General features: G+C 39.6%; 12 protein-coding genes. All 12 read right to left on the reverse strand.

The annotated features are described in order from the left end of the window. Positions 1-36: 36 nt before the first annotated feature. The 12 genes from M3166_RS08435 to M3166_RS08490 all read right to left on the reverse strand — a co-directional run bounded on the left by M3166_RS08435 (position 37) and on the right by M3166_RS08490 (position 15,051). Positions 37-651, reverse strand: a complete 615-nt coding sequence (locus M3166_RS08435; protein WP_251689129.1) for a PH domain-containing protein — start codon at positions 649-651, stop codon at positions 37-39. Between the two features lie 75 nt (positions 652-726). Continuing rightward, positions 727-2,301, reverse strand: coding sequence for a phytoene desaturase family protein (locus M3166_RS08440; RefSeq protein ID WP_251689131.1), 1,575 nt, complete (start codon positions 2,299-2,301; stop codon positions 727-729). 342 nt (positions 2,302-2,643) lie between these two features. Beyond that, on the reverse strand, positions 2,644-3,387 hold the full coding sequence (locus M3166_RS08445; protein WP_251689133.1) for a 16S rRNA (uracil(1498)-N(3))-methyltransferase: 744 nt from the start codon (positions 3,385-3,387) through the stop codon (positions 2,644-2,646). An 82-nt stretch (positions 3,388-3,469) separates the two neighbouring features. Further along, positions 3,470-4,408, reverse strand: coding sequence for a 50S ribosomal protein L11 methyltransferase (gene prmA / locus M3166_RS08450; protein WP_008403155.1), 939 nt, complete (start codon positions 4,406-4,408; stop codon positions 3,470-3,472). Positions 4,409-4,422: 14 nt separating this feature from the next. Then, entirely contained in the window at positions 4,423-5,544 is a 1,122-nt protein-coding gene (dnaJ, locus tag M3166_RS08455; RefSeq protein ID WP_251689135.1) for a molecular chaperone DnaJ, read from the reverse strand. Positions 5,545-6,367: 823 nt separating this feature from the next. After that, on the reverse strand, positions 6,368-8,221 hold the full coding sequence (dnaK, locus tag M3166_RS08460; protein WP_251689137.1) for a molecular chaperone DnaK: 1,854 nt from the start codon (positions 8,219-8,221) through the stop codon (positions 6,368-6,370). 92 nt (positions 8,222-8,313) lie between these two features. Continuing rightward, entirely contained in the window at positions 8,314-8,871 is a 558-nt protein-coding gene (grpE, locus tag M3166_RS08465; protein WP_251689139.1) for a nucleotide exchange factor GrpE, read from the reverse strand. A gap of 77 nt (positions 8,872-8,948) precedes the next feature. Further along, positions 8,949-9,974 carry a heat-inducible transcriptional repressor HrcA gene (hrcA, locus tag M3166_RS08470; RefSeq protein ID WP_251689141.1) on the reverse strand — a complete coding sequence of 342 codons (1,026 nt, stop codon included), beginning with the start codon at positions 9,972-9,974 and terminating at the stop codon, positions 8,949-8,951. A gap of 128 nt (positions 9,975-10,102) precedes the next feature. After that, the gene (hemW, locus tag M3166_RS08475; protein ID WP_251689142.1) at positions 10,103-11,248 is read right to left on the reverse strand and encodes a radical SAM family heme chaperone HemW; all 1,146 of its coding nucleotides are present in this window, start codon (positions 11,246-11,248) and stop codon (positions 10,103-10,105) included. A gap of 139 nt (positions 11,249-11,387) precedes the next feature. After that, on the reverse strand, positions 11,388-11,714 hold the full coding sequence (locus M3166_RS08480) for a geranylgeranyl pyrophosphate synthase (RefSeq protein WP_251689144.1): 327 nt from the start codon (positions 11,712-11,714) through the stop codon (positions 11,388-11,390). 513 nt (positions 11,715-12,227) lie between these two features. Continuing rightward, positions 12,228-13,748, reverse strand: coding sequence for a methyl-accepting chemotaxis protein (locus M3166_RS08485; RefSeq protein ID WP_251689146.1), 1,521 nt, complete (start codon positions 13,746-13,748; stop codon positions 12,228-12,230). Between the two features lie 436 nt (positions 13,749-14,184). Beyond that, positions 14,185-15,051: a 2-oxoacid:ferredoxin oxidoreductase subunit beta gene (locus M3166_RS08490; RefSeq protein ID WP_251689148.1), complete on the reverse strand. Its 867-nt coding sequence runs from the start codon at positions 15,049-15,051 to the stop codon at positions 14,185-14,187. Position 15,052 lies beyond the last annotated feature (1 nt).

Raw genomic sequence — 15,052 nt, forward strand, 5'->3', positions numbered from 1 at the left:
ACACCCATTTCTATAAGAAATGAGTGTTAGCTATTATTAGTTATTAATATATTTTTCGAAAACATCTCCGAAATCTTTTTTCACAAATGATTTCTTTTGCTCGAGCAGCCAGCTATGTGAAAATGCTGTAATCTCCTTGAACGCCTCAGCTGGTGAAACCCCTTCATTGCCCGCGCGGCCGATTGCAGATGCCGCTAAATTCAAGCTTTGTTTTGCAGCATCCATACTGAATGTATTCGCTTTTTGTTCAAGTGAAATGGCATGAAGCGCTTTGTATAAATCCTTAATTTCCGTTAAATGTTTTTTATGAATATCAATGCTTAACGGCACATTTCCGATTACAAATTTGATCTCTACATCCAAATCGATTGTCCCCGCAGTTTCCAGCAGTACTTCTTCAATCGCAAAATGTTCGTAGTCATAGCGGCGCAGCATACGTTTTTTACTGATGGCATTTGCGCCGTCTACATGGATTAATGCGTAGTTTGTGAAGCAATACTCATCTGCTTTTGTTTTAATCAGGAAATAAATTTTTTCATCAACTTCATTAAAAATAAAATCATCCGAATCTGTTTTGTCAAAGTCCTGTCTTGAAATCACTACCCCAATATCTGATAGACCTAATGCATCTGATGCTAATTTTTTGAACATTGTATTGCCTCCTTTAAATGAATAGTTATTATACGTTTCCATTCAAATAAAAGTTTCATACAATGAAATCACTTTCTAAGCATTCGTTTGAATGGCTGCAGGCTGATGCTGTAATTGTCGTTGTTTCTTTTTATACAGTTCCACTTTCGGCAATGGTTTTACAGGAAGCAATGTCTGTTTATCCTGCTGTAAAATGCCGTTTGCTGTAATTCGGGCTGATTCCAGAATAATGGGCAAGCCACTGCCCGGATGTGTACCACCACCGACTAACCAGCACTGATCCAGCTCTTCAAATTTATTACGCGGACGAAATACAAGCATTTGTGACAATTGGTGTCCTAAGTTGAACGTCGCTCCTTTATAAACATGAATATCGCGTTCCCAGTCAGCAGGTGTAATCATACGTTCTTCTTCGATATACTCCCAAATGTCCTTAATGCCCAGTTTATCCGATACCATATTTAATATCATATCCCGGAATGGAGCTGCTTTTTCAGACCAGTCAATTCCACTCATATTATTCGGTACCGGCACTAAAATGTATAATGTCGATTTCCCTTTTGGCGCAACCGTTTCATCCGTTACGACGGCATTTTGAATGTAAATCGATGGATCATCGGACATCAGTTTTGTTTTTGTAATTTCCTCTACATTTTTCCGGTAATCTTTCGCAAACCAAATTGTATGATGCGGTAAATCAAATCGTTTATTGACACCTAAATACAGCATGAACGTTGAACAAGAGTATTGTTTTTTCTCAAGTTTTTCAGGTGTATATTTTTTTAATAGTCCTGGCTCAACAAGATTTGTCATCGCATGTGCAAAATCTCCGTTAATGATGACTTCATCCGCTTCGATCTCCTGACCATCTTCCAGCAGTAAACCCGTCACTTTTCTGCCGTTTGTTTTTAATTTTTTCACCCCATTATTGAGTAGGATTTTCCCGCCTGATTCCAGCACAACTTTTGCCATCGCTTCCGTCAGCTTATTAATACCACCTTTAATGTGGTAGACACCGTACGCATGTTCAATATACGAAAGAATCGAAAATGCGCCAGGACTTTCCCATGGAGACATCCCTAAATATTTTGCCTGGAATGTGAAAGCGAGCTGTAATTCCTCTTCGTTATAAAACTTCGACAGTGTATCAACAAGGGAATTTCCTACTTCCAATTCTTTGAACGCTTTCATCACTTTCGGGTTGAACAAATCTGTCAGCTTATTCATCGGAGCCTGCAGCACAGGGGCAAGCACTTCGAGTTTCTTTTGTGTCTGCTCCATATAACGCTCATAGCTCCCCTCATTTCCAGGGAAAAGCTCGTTGATTTGACGAATCATTTCATCTGCATCACGTGTCATATTAATTTTTTTGTTATGGTAGATTAATTGATACATAGGATTCAAATCAATCAAATCGACATAGTCGTGAATATCGCGACCTGTTAATTCAAAAATCTCTTCTGCAATGTACAACATATTTAAAAACGTCGGGCCCATATCAAATTTATAATCACCAAGCTTAATTTCGCTTGTTCGACCACCTACATAAGCCTGCTTTTCATAAATCGTTACTTCATAACCTTTATGCGCCAATAACATGGCGACCGCTAATCCGCCAGGACCTGCCCCTACCACTGCAATTTTTTTCATTTATAGTTCCTCCCTGTTTCGATTCGATATTGTACAATGTTTCACTCGTGTAAATTGACTTGTATAACGTTTAGAGGTTCCCTTTAATCTTTTCGGTGTTAATATTAATGAAACTCTATATTAAAGCTGTTTATAATAAAATTTTATCAATAGATGCTGTTTTAAGTTATACAAACATTATACATATTTACTTTTCATTATACAAGGGGGAAATACATTTAATTTGAGATAGTTTATAAGTAGTGGGGGGCCTGTTTACAAAACAAAAAGCCTTAATTTCTCTTTGCGCGAGAAATTAAGGCTTGCTACTTTTTATAGGTCTGTTAATTCAAACCCAATCCATTATTCAAATTCATAAGAAATTGCAGCCAACGCATACAATGGCGCCGTCTCTGCTCGTAAAATACGCGGCCCAAGTGACATTGTCTGTGCACCGGCTTCAAGCAGTGATGCCGATTCATTGCGGGAAATGCCGCCCTCAGGACCGAAAATGCATAGGATGCGCGGCGTTTTATCAGCATTTAACGATTGCAGCTTTTGTTTAAATGTCGTACGTGTCGCCAACTTCGCATCCTCTTCATCTGCAATATATACAGCATCATAGTTAGAGAATGTTTGTACAAGCTGTTTGAAACTGATTGGTTGTACAACATTCGGGACATATGTTCGATGCGATTGCTCAGCCGCTTCCTGAGCGATTTTTTGAAGGCGTTCCTGATTTTTCTTCGCTTTTTTATCATCCCATTTTACAATTGAACGTTCCGCAGCAAACGGGATTAATGCATGCATACCGAGCTCTGTCGCCTTTTGTGCAATCAGTTCCAGTTTATCGCCTTTTGGCAGGCCACATGCAATATCTACTTTAACCGGCATTTCCGGCGAAGGGATTGTCGTACCTGTTTTTTTCGCATGGACATCCTGGTCCAGCTCGGTAATTTCACAAATATACGCTACATTATCATGTACAACAATGATTTCTTCTCCCACCGTCATGCGCATTACTTTTGAAATATGACGCGCGTTTTCTCCGGAAATGATAAATTGGTCCATTTCATTATCCACTGTATCTACAAAATATCTTTGCATTGCCTTCACTCCTTGTTGATAACGTAAAAATCGAACATTTTGCACATTAGCAAAATGTTCGATTTTCGATTAAACGATTTAATTAAGGACGACGTGAAATAATCGCTACCCAATCTTCCATCATTAATACTTCTTCAATGACAAATCCGGCTTTTTCAAGAGCTGCTTTTACATCATCTTTCTTCGCTCCGATAATGCCCGATGTAACATAAATACCGCCTGGTTTTACAATTGAAAATGCATCATCCGTAAATGACATAATGATTTCCGCTAAAATATTCGCTACAACAATATCAGCCGGTTCTTTTACTGTGTCCAAAAGATTACCGTGGAATACTTCAACAATATCACTCATTTTATTCAATTCAACGTTTTCACGTGCTGCATTTACTGCCACTTCATCTAAGTCCAGCGCATGAACACTTTTCGCACCAAGCATGGCAGCACCAATTGACAGTACACCAGATCCTGTACCAACATCGACAACTGTGTGGTCATGCTGTACAACTTTTTCAAGCGCCTGCAAACACATAACTGTTGTAGGGTGTGTTCCTGTTCCGAACGCCATTCCCGGATCCAGTTCAATGATCAGCTCATCCGTTGATACTGGTTTGTAGTCTTCCCAAGTCGGTACAATTGTGAAGCGTTCTGAAATTTTTACCGGATGGTAGTATTGCTTCCACGCCGTTGACCAATCTTCTTCATCAACTTCACAAAGTGTTAATACATTTTCACCAATATTAATATCAAAGTTTACAAGGTTTGCGATTGCAAGCTTAATTTCTTCGATTGTTTCCGCTAAAAAACTTGAAGCCGATAAATATGCTTTTACAATGACACCTGTTTTCGGAAAATCTTCAGGATTCAGTGCATAAATTTCACCAAATTTATCGATTCTCTCTTTGTCTAATTCCTTTGAATCTTCAATTACTACACCGCTTGCACCAGCTTCGTGTAAAATGTTCGTCACTGCATCAACAGCTTCATGCGTTGTTAAAATCGAAAGTTCTGTCCATTTCACTTGCAATACACTCCTTAGTCGCCTTTAATTTTTTTCTTAATTTTGTCGAACAGGGAGCTTCCGTGTTCTTCCGGAATGTCTCCACTAATTTCTGCAAATTCACGTAACAATTGTTTTTGTTTTTCCGTTAGTTTCGTCGGTATTACAACGTTTACGATGACATACTGGTTCCCCATGCCATAGCCGTGTACATTTTTTACGCCTTTATCTTTCAGGCGGAATTGCGCACCGGATTGTGTACCTGCAGGAATTTTCAGCTTCACTTTCCCGTGAATTGTCGGTACTTCGATTTCATCACCTAATGCTGCTTGCGGGATAGTTAATTTTAATTCATATAAAATATCGTCGCCGTCACGTTCGAAATATTCATGCTTACGAACATTGAAAATAATGTATAAATCGCCGGCAGGACCATTGTTGAATCCTGCTTCACCTTGACCTGCTACACGTAATTGTTGGCCATCATCCACACCTGCCGGGATCGTGATTTTGATTTTTTTCTTCTTCGTAATTGTACCAGTACCGCGACATGGCGAACATTTTTCCACAATGATTTTACCTTGACCACGACATGATGGACAAGAACGTTTGTTTACCATACGGCCAAACGGTGTGTCGACCGCCTGGTTAATTTGGCCCGCACCATTACATTGTGAACATGTTTGTGGCTGCGTACCTGGTTTTGCACCAGAGCCGTGACATGTATCACATGTTTCTTCTTTTGGAATTTCAATTTCTGTTTCTTTTCCGAATACTGCTTCTTCGAAAGAAATGTTCATACGGAATTGAAGATCGTCGCCTTTACGTGGGGCGTTTGGATCTTGGCGTCGACCGCCACCGAAGAACGAACTGAAGATGTCCTCAAAACCGCCGAATCCAGCGCCGCCGCCGAAGCCGCCGCCACCAAAGCCTGCATTTGGATCTTCGTGGCCGAATTGGTCATAGCGAGCACGTTTTTGGTCGTCTGACAGCACTTCATATGCTTCTGCGACTTCTTTGAACTTTTCGTCCGCGCCCTCTTCCTTGTTTAAATCAGGGTGATACTGTTTTGATAATTTACGATACGCTTTTTTTATTTCATCTTTGCTTGCACCTTTGCTCAGGCCAAGTACTTCATAGTAATCGCGCTTACTCATTGTTCACTCTCCGCTCTTTTTACATAACGTCTATTTTAACATGTTGAAAAATTGATGTATAGCTTTTGCTTTGGTACTTTTTTATAGGAATATAAAGTGTGGGCCATCTAATATAGTCCCGTTCTTTTTATTACGTGGAAGTTATAAGATGCCTTTTCCTTCATAAGCCCGTTGTGCTGCGTTGCGGGGTACAAATACTAGTACATACACTATATCAATATAAAGTGTACTTTTTTTATATTCTCCAGTGCTTTCCATTTCGGGTCGGACGCTTTCCGCGGGCACGGCCTGAGCCTGTAGTCTCAGGCGTCGTGCTGTTCCCGCAGGAGTCGCCTCCCCTTCATTCCAAGCACTTCCCGGTTAGTATTAAATTTCGTATTCTAACTAAATTGAGCTACATTCTGGTTCGAACTTCTACTTTCCCGGTGAATTGTTCTACTTTTCATTGAAGAACTTCCACTTTAGCCCCTGAACTTTCTACTTTCACTTCCATAAGTTCAACTTTCTCAAGCGAATCTTCTAATAAAATTCAAATTTCTACTTTATGGGTGAATTATTCTACTTTTCATCGAAGAACTTCCACTTTAGCCCCTGAACCTTCTACTTTCGCTTCCACAAGTTCTACTTTCTCACCTAATTCTTCTAATAAAACTCGAACTCCCGCGAAAAATGGGCGATGCTTCCTAAAACGGATTAAAATCGCCGCTTCACTCCGCCTTGCCTCGCGCCTCGCCCACTCTCCCGAATATAAATGGGGCTTATGACAAACTTAAAAGCCAAAGCCGCAAGCGGTCTTTGGCTTTTATGTGGAAATCAGAAAGAATTATTTATTGTCTTTGTCGTCTTTTACTTCTTCAAAGTCAGCGTCTACGATACCGTCGTCTTTTTGACCAGCGTCTGCTGCGCCTTCGAAGCCTTCAGCGCCGCCTTGTGCTTGAGCTGCTGCTGCCGCTTGCTCATAAACTTTCATTACTAATGGTTGTAATACGCCTTCTAATTTTTCTTTAGAAGCTTTGATGCCTTCAAGCTCGCCTTTTTCTAAAGCTGCTTTTAACTCGTCGCGTGCATCTTCAACAGATTTCTTTTCGTCTTCTGTGATTTGCTCGCCTAAGTCTGTGATTGTTTTATCCACTTGGAATACTAATTGGTCTGCTTCGTTGCGAAGATCTGCTTCTTCTTTACGTTTCGCATCTGCTTCAGCGTTCGCTTCTGCATCTTTCACCATACGCTCGATTTCTTCTTCTGATAAACCTGAATCAGATTGGATCACGATTGTTTGTTCTTTTTGTGTACCTAAGTCTTTCGCTTTAACTGATACGATACCGTTCGCATCAATATCGAATGTTACTTCGATTTGTGGAATTCCACGTGGTGCTGGTGGAATATCAGATAATTGGAAGCGACCAAGTGTTTTGTTGTCTGCAGCCATTGAACGTTCACCTTGTAATACGTGAATGTCTACTGCCGGCTGGTTGTCTGCAGCTGTTGAGAACACTTGTGATTTAGATGTCGGGATAGTCGTGTTACGATCGATCAGTTTCGTCATAACGCCACCCATTGTTTCGATACCTAATGATAATGGTGTTACGTCTAATAATAATACGCCTTGTACGTCACCAGCTAATACGCCACCTTGTACAGCAGCACCCATTGCTACTACTTCGTCAGGGTTTACGCCTTTGTGTGGCTCATGACCTGTTGCTTTTTTGATTGCTTCTACTACTGCAGGAATACGAGTAGAACCACCAACTAAGATTACTTTATCTAATTCTGAAGCTGAAAGACCTGCATCTGATAATGCTTGACGAGTTGGAACGATTGTACGCTCAACTAAGTCTTTTGTTAAATCATCGAATTTCGCACGTGATAATGACATTTCTAAGTGAAGTGGACCATCAGCACCAGCTGTGATGAATGGTAATGAAATTTGAGTAGAAGTTACGCCTGATAAGTCTTTTTTCGCTTTTTCAGCTGCATCTTTTAAACGTTGCATTGCCATTTTGTCTTTTGATAAATCTACTGAGTTTTCTTTTTTGAATTCTTCAACTAAATAAGCGATGATTTTGTCGTCGAAATCGTCACCACCAAGTTTGTTGTCACCTGCTGTTGCTAATACTTCGAATACGCCGTCAGCTAATTCAAGAATTGATACGTCGAATGTACCGCCACCTAAGTCGAATACTAGGATTTTTTGGTCAACGTCTTGTTGATCTAAACCGTAAGCTAAAGCTGCAGCTGTTGGTTCGTTGATGATACGCTCTACTTCTAAACCAGCGATTTTACCAGCGTCTTTAGTTGCTTGACGTTGAGCATCGTTGAAGTAAGCAGGGACTGTAATAACAGCTTTTGTTACTTTTTCGCCTAAGTAGTCTTCAGCATAGCCTTTTAAGTATTGTAAAATCATTGCAGATACTTCTTGTGGAGTATACTCTGTATCTTCCACTTTAACTTTTTCGTTCGTACCCATTTTTGATTTAATTGAAATAATTGTGTTCGGGTTTGTTACAGCTTGGCGTTTTGCTACTTCACCAACTTGTTTTTCTCCATTTTTGAATGCTACTACAGATGGAGATGTACGGTTACCTTCCGGGTTTGGAATTACTTTTGGTTCTCCGCCTTCTAATACAGATACACAAGAGTTTGTTGTTCCTAAGTCAATACCGATAATTTTACTCATAATTTAATTTTCCTCCTAATAGTAAAAAACAAAATGTGTTTGATATGAAAATCTAAATTTTAAATATATAGATAGTACCGAAAAGCACTAAATTACTCGTTTACAGATACCATCGACGGACGCAGTACACGGTCTTTTAACTGATACCCTTTTTGCAGTTCGCGTAAAATGACGCCTGTTTCCTTTTCACTGTCTTGCTCCTGCATTACAGCTTGGTGGAAGTTCGGATCAAAGCTTTCGCCTTCTGCCGGAATGATCGTAAGACCTTCTTTTTCCGTTGCAGCAAGTAACTGGTCATATACCATCTGTACACCTTTGTATAATGAAGCCGCTTCTTCTGTCGTCACTTCTACTTGCAGTGCACGGTCTAAATTGTCCAGCACCGGTAAAAGTTCAGTTAATAAGCTTTGTGCACGGTATTTTTCAGCTGCTTCACGGTCTAAACGGTTGCGTCGTGTTAAGTTATCGTAATCTGCACGCAAACGCAAGTAGCGCGTATCCTCTTCAGCAAGTTTCGCTTCAAGTTCAGCGATTTTCTGATCTTTTTCATCTACTGCGTTTTCTTCTGTTTCAGTAGTTTCAGCTGTTTCCACTACTTCTTCCGTAGTTTCTTCTTGCTGCAATTCTTCATTGTTTTTTGTTTCTGACACTTCTTTTCCTCCTCGAGTATCAATCATTTATGAATTCAGCGGTTATGTATAACATTACGACCGCTGATTCAATGGCTTTACTGCTTTTTATCGAAAAACGCTCTGGACAGACTGTTTGTCATAACATCCAATAATGTGACAACACGTCGGTAATCCATGCGCGTCGGACCGATAATGGCGATCGCCCCCTGCTGTTCTTCCCCTACAAGGAAGGAAGCGGTGATGACACTGCAGTTTTCCATCGCTAAATGATTGTTTTCTGAACCTATTCGGATTTGAATACCATTTTTCTGTTCATTGAATAAAGTTTGAACTTGGCTTTCCTTGTCGATCAGATCCATCAGCATTCGCATTTTTTCTAAGTCATGGAACTCCGGCTGATTCAACATGTTGGATTTACCACCGTAATAAACTTTATTTTCGTGATGGTTTGAAGTAATGGATAACAATGACCGGACAATCGAATCGGATGCATGAATATGAGACTTCAATACCGATATTGCCTCAGTTTGAAGCTTTATCGGAAGTTCATATAACGGTACACCGACTAGGCGGTCATTCAAAATATTAACCATCTTTTCAATATCATGCGGGTTAAAACCCGGTGGTAACGTTAGTGTGCGATTTTCTACATGACCGTTATCTGTGATGATAATAGCCACCGCTGTCTGTTCTGTTAACGGTACAATCTGAAATTTTTTGACACGATGTTTTTGAACATCCGGACCGAGTAAAATGGTCGTGTATGTCGTCAATTCCGATAATATATTTGCGGATTCTTTTATAATTTGTTCTGCTTCAACAATCTGCTTTTTAAAGAGTGACTGGATTTGCGCTACTTCGCCACTCGTAATGATTTGAGGCTGAAGCAAATGGTCGACATAAAAGCGATACCCTTTTTCAGAAGGGACCCTGCCTGAAGAAGTATGCGTTTTTTCTAAAAAACCTAACTCCTCCAAATCTGCCATTTCATTACGTATTGTAGCAGCACTATACGTAATACCTTCTTTTTTGGATAGTTGACGCGAACCAACAGGCTGTGCTGACATCACAAATTCGTCTACGATTACTTGCAATAGTTGTAACTGCCGATTTGTTAACATCTTTCTCACCTCTGTTAGCACTCGATTAAGAGGAGTGCTAATATATTTATAAATTAGCAAATCTCTATATTGATGTCAATGAATTCGTCCGTTTTTTTTAACTTTTTTCAAGCACCGCTGCAAAAAGATTATTCCCCTACTAAAAACCGCTGAAATACTTCATTGCCGATAAAACGGCCTTTTCTTGTTAAACGGATCCCTTCAGAGTCAATTTCAATAAGTTGCTCTTCCCGTAATTGATCGATTATTTCCTTATATATAGAAAGCATCGGCTGACCGAATTTCTTTTCAAATTCTTCATGCGTCACGCCGTCAGATTTTCTTAACCCTAAGAACATCTGCTCTTCCAGCTTCTCATCACCTGTCACTACATGCTCATGCAATAAAGGACGCTCCCCTGCCATCACTGTTTCAATATACTTTTTGATCGGTGCGACATTGGAATAGCGTATTCCTTCCAAGTAACCGTGAGCACCAGCGCCAAATCCTGCGTATTCGTCATTATCCCAATAGATTTTATTATGTGTTGACTCATAGCCTTCATTCGCAAAATTGCTGATTTCGTACTGCTGGAGTCCATGCGCTTCCATCGTATCCATCAAAACACCATACATGTCCGCTTCAAGATCTTCTGTCGGCAAAAGAAGCTTCCCTTTCGCATACTGAATATAAAAGATCGTTTTAGGCTCTACAATAAGCGAGTACGCCGAATAATGCGGCAGCTTCAATGCCAAAGCCTTTTCAAGCGTCTCTTGCCATTGCTCCATCGTCTGGCCAGGCAGACCATACATTAAATCAATGCTTATATTTTTAAATCCAACTTTTTTTGCGTTTTGGATCGTTTCATATACATGTTCATTCGAATGGGTACGGCCAATTTTCTTAAGCAGTGACTGGTCGAATGATTGGACGCCCATACTTAAACGATTGACGCCTCCATTATAAAGTGCCTGCAATTTATCGATTGTCAGTTCATCCGGATTTGCTTCACTACTAAACTCTTTTACGGATGACATCGGAATATGTTTCGTAATGAGCGATAATAATTTTTCGATTTGCTGTGCAGACAATGCAGTCGGGGTACCGCCACCAAGGAAAATCGTTTCGATATTCGTGAACGCTTCCGGCATTTGCGCAACCGTCATTTCCATTTCCCGTCCAAGTGCTTCAATATATTCATCAACTGGCTGATTTTTAAAAAATACTTTATTAAAATCGCAGTAATTACAAATTTGATGACAAAAAGGAATGTGAATATATACACCTCTAGCCATTTAAATCACTTCCTTATTCTAGTTGTTCTCCTTTATTGTAGCCTTTATCCACTAAAATACAAATACGGACCCTCGGAAAAGAGACAACAAAAAAAGCTTTGTTAAATGAAGATTCATTCAACAAAGCTGGATTAATTTATTAAATAGAAAATACAGGCTCTTCTTTATTCATTAACATTACCAAATCAATAGCTGTCATTTCAGGCAGCTTTGCACAAAATTGCTTTGCTTCTTCAGCAGTATCGAACTGGAAGGCATCCAATTCTTTTGTTATTTCATATTGATCATCCAATAGTTGGATCATATAAAGGCGTACAGTTGGACGGCAACGCTTTGTTGCATCAAAGTTTTCCCCTGCAATGACAATACCTGTATCCGCTGAAGTTTTGCTAACGATCGTTTCGATGATATGTAGCTCATCCTGGACAAACCACTTCGGTTCGATTAGTTGAATTTGACTGTTCATAAAAAATACATCCCCTTATTTAATATATTTATCTAATGACAAATCTAATTGATCACAGCAATTATTAAGTATTTGCCAAGTTGAACATAACACTCTGCCCTTTTACAAACATTCAGAAAATTGAAGTCTGTATTGAAATGAAATGGTAAGATACAAATATTTTCTACTAACTATTCTCTCTATATAATTTCATATTAACCAATAAAATACGCTATTTTTATACCAATATTCTACTACAGTCAATAATTTATTAAAAGCTACATTCTTAAAAATATTCTTAATATTAAATCAATGACTATAGGTGTATTGTATTATGGAATAAATTTACATATCATTCATTAATATGACTTCTTGATTAAAGATACCAGTTTTCATGATAAATTTCATCAGTTTTCAGAAAATAATTACAAATTTTATCGTATTTTTATCTTTTCTTGTAAATTACTTATAAATATTACAGTAATATATCAAAAATTAAAATGCTTTCGACAAAAACTGTCAAAATCAGCGTAATCAGATTTGAAACCGTTTGACTGCATGTGTTAACGAACGCATATTTTTTGCAATGCTTTGAATTTCTTCATAAATTTCTGACGTTGAACTTTTCTGTATGTCAATTTGTTCCTGAATCTGGTGCATCGAAACGAGATTTTCCTCGGAGCGGTTGCTTAACTCCATCGAACTTTGTGCAACATCATGGGTATGACTGGAAATTTCATTCATAATAGTAGAAACTTGCTCCATTTGCGGACCAATCTGTTGTACTTGCATCGTAATTTCCCTGAACTTGGCCGCGCTTTGTTCCGTTGTCGTGACCCCCGTATCAACACTTCTCATCGCATTTTCCATATTGTTCGTCGCTTCCAAAGTTCCTTGCTGAATTTTTGTAACAATTGTTGCAATGGATTTTGTGAACTCCTGCGATTGTTCCGCTAGTTTCCTTACTTCCTGAGCCACAACAGCAAACCCTCGTCCATGTTCCCCTGCTCTTGCTGCTTCAATGGAGGCATTTAGTGCAAGCAGATTCGTCTGGTCGGCAATCGAGTGAATCATCGTCACTGCACGTGATACATGCTGTGTCTGTTCATTCAGCTGGGTAATTGTATTGTTCGCTGTTTGCATCGCCCTTTCCACATCCTGCATCTGCAACAGATTTTGCCCGACGATCGATTCACCGTCATCAGCCTGAGCGATCGTTTCTTTTATATAATGGTCAACATAATGCATGCGCTCGGTTATTTCGTCAATCCCGGCAGCCACCTGCTGTACAGATGCTGCGTTATCCGCTAATCGGGTCGTTGCATATTGCAGTGATCCTGTCATGTCATCCGAGCTTGCGGCAATACGTATTGCCCCTGTTGTAATCTTCTCGGCATTTGTTTGAAGCTCGTTATTCGCTTCTGTCGCCGATTCTGTATTTTTCCGGACTGATTTTAAAAGCTCCTTCATATCTCCAATCATTAAATTGTAGTATTTCGTTGTTTCCCCCAGTTCATCGCGAGCCGAGTATGTCGCGTACTTCGTTAAATCCCCTTGCTGTACAAGTTTAAATAGCTGCTTCAGCTCACGGGTCGGCTTATTGATCGAACGAATCGCCTGAATGCCGAAAAACAGTACAAGCAGCATTAAAATCATCGAGATCGATAATAGAAGACTGTAGCCGAATTTTATATCATTTTCATGATTGGCTAATTGTGCGGATGCCCGCTCGATTATGTATGCATCAATTTCCTCAAAGAGATCGATGGATGGGTTACTTGCCAACTGCTTCATATAAAACTCCATTTTGGAATCAAAAGCGTCTAATCGCTCCATGGACTGTGTGGGGATTTCATTCGTTTGTAGATACTGTTGTTCGAATTCCTGCATCATATGTAAGGTCATGAGCTTTTCTTCATATAAAGCCTGTGCTTCCCTTTCCATTTTCCTCAAGTAATCCATACTAAATACGGTTAAAATGATATTCGAGCAAATACAAATGATCATTAATACGGCAAGCCGGTCTTTAAATTTAATCGCATTCCGAAAGCGCACGTTACACTACCTCATTTATCTATGTATTTTGATTTAGTATAAAGGGACTATGTAAACAGATATATGTAAATATGTTAAGTTGTTGTAAAATTCTATCATTTCCGAGGCACAAATCCATCCATGACCTGAAAAAATAATCGGAAAAATTTAATCGCCGCTATTTTCATTATTTTAGACAATTACACCGATTTATTCGTCAAATCATCTGAAAATAAGCTTGCAGTACATCGTCGGACTATTTATTAGCCAATTGTTTATTCATATTCGCCAACTGGAACCGGATTATCGTCACATCACTTTACTTATTCATACTTCCCCAAGATAATCGCCAATTCAATATATATTAGCGAAATAAAATGTTTATTCGCCAACTCCCGCCCATAACAAAAAAACTATACAAGCCGGAAACTCCAGCCTGTATAGCCCTATAAACTATTTACATAAATTCTTTCGTCAGCTGATCAAATTGTTCTGCTGATAAGCTAATATCGATATCTGTTAACGGCAGCTCTGAATAGCCTTTAATTTTTTCCTGATACGAAGTTGTTTCAGTATCCTGATAAATAATGCCTGTTACAAGACCTTCATGGCGCATTACTGTTTGCATCGCCAGTTCACGGTTAGATGAATCATAGCCTTCGATATCAGCAAGCTTTGTTAAATTCTCTTTGAACCAGTCGTACGTATTTACTTTGTTGTACGTTACACATGGTGAGAATACGTTAATGAATGAGAAGCCTTTATGGTTTAAACCGGCTTCGATCATCGCTGTCAGTTCTTTAATATCTGTTGAGAAGCCTTGTGCCACAAATGTCGCTCCTGCTGTTAACGCTACTTCTAATGGTTTTAATGATGGCTCAATCGCTCCGCCTGGTGTTGATTTCGTAATGAAACCAGCTGCAGAACGTGGAGACGTTTGCCCTTTTGTTAATCCGTAAATTTGGTTATCCATTACTACATACGTAATGTCGATGTTACGGCGGATTGCATGGATTGTGTGACCCATACCGATAGCGAAGCCGTCACCGTCACCGCCTGAAGCGATAACTTTCAGGTCTTTGTTCGCCATTTTAAGGCCTTGTGCGATCGGTAATGCACGACCGTGAATACCGTGGAAGCCGTATGAGTTAATATAGCCTGAAATACGACCAGAACAGCCGATTCCTGAAATAACTGCCAATTCGCTTGGTTCATAGCCTACGTTTGCTGCTGCACGCTGAATCGCCGCTTGTACGGAGAAGTCACCACAGCCTGGACACCAGTTAGGTTTTACGGAATTTCGGAAATCTTTAAATGTTGCCATG

The sequence above is a fragment of the Solibacillus isronensis genome (assembly GCF_023715405.1).
Taxonomy (GTDB): domain Bacteria; phylum Bacillota; class Bacilli; order Bacillales_A; family Planococcaceae; genus Solibacillus; species Solibacillus isronensis_B.

Coding starts and splice junctions, on each gene's coding strand:
- M3166_RS08435 (WP_251689129.1), bottom strand. CDS start 651: ATGTTCAAAAAATTAGCATCAGATGCATTAGGTCTATCAGATATTGGG.
- M3166_RS08440 (WP_251689131.1), bottom strand. CDS start 2,301: ATGAAAAAAATTGCAGTGGTAGGGGCAGGTCCTGGCGGATTAGCGGTC.
- M3166_RS08445 (WP_251689133.1), bottom strand. CDS start 3,387: ATGCAAAGATATTTTGTAGATACAGTGGATAATGAAATGGACCAATTT.
- dnaJ (WP_251689135.1), bottom strand. CDS start 5,544: ATGAGTAAGCGCGATTACTATGAAGTACTTGGCCTGAGCAAAGGTGCA.
- dnaK (WP_251689137.1), bottom strand. CDS start 8,221: ATGAGTAAAATTATCGGTATTGACTTAGGAACAACAAACTCTTGTGTA.
- hrcA (WP_251689141.1), bottom strand. CDS start 9,974: ATGTTAACAAATCGGCAGTTACAACTATTGCAAGTAATCGTAGACGAA.
- hemW (WP_251689142.1), bottom strand. CDS start 11,248: ATGGCTAGAGGTGTATATATTCACATTCCTTTTTGTCATCAAATTTGT.
- M3166_RS08480 (WP_251689144.1), bottom strand. CDS start 11,714: ATGAACAGTCAAATTCAACTAATCGAACCGAAGTGGTTTGTCCAGGAT.
- M3166_RS08490 (WP_251689148.1), bottom strand. CDS start 15,051: ATGGCAACATTTAAAGATTTCCGAAATTCCGTAAAACCTAACTGGTGT.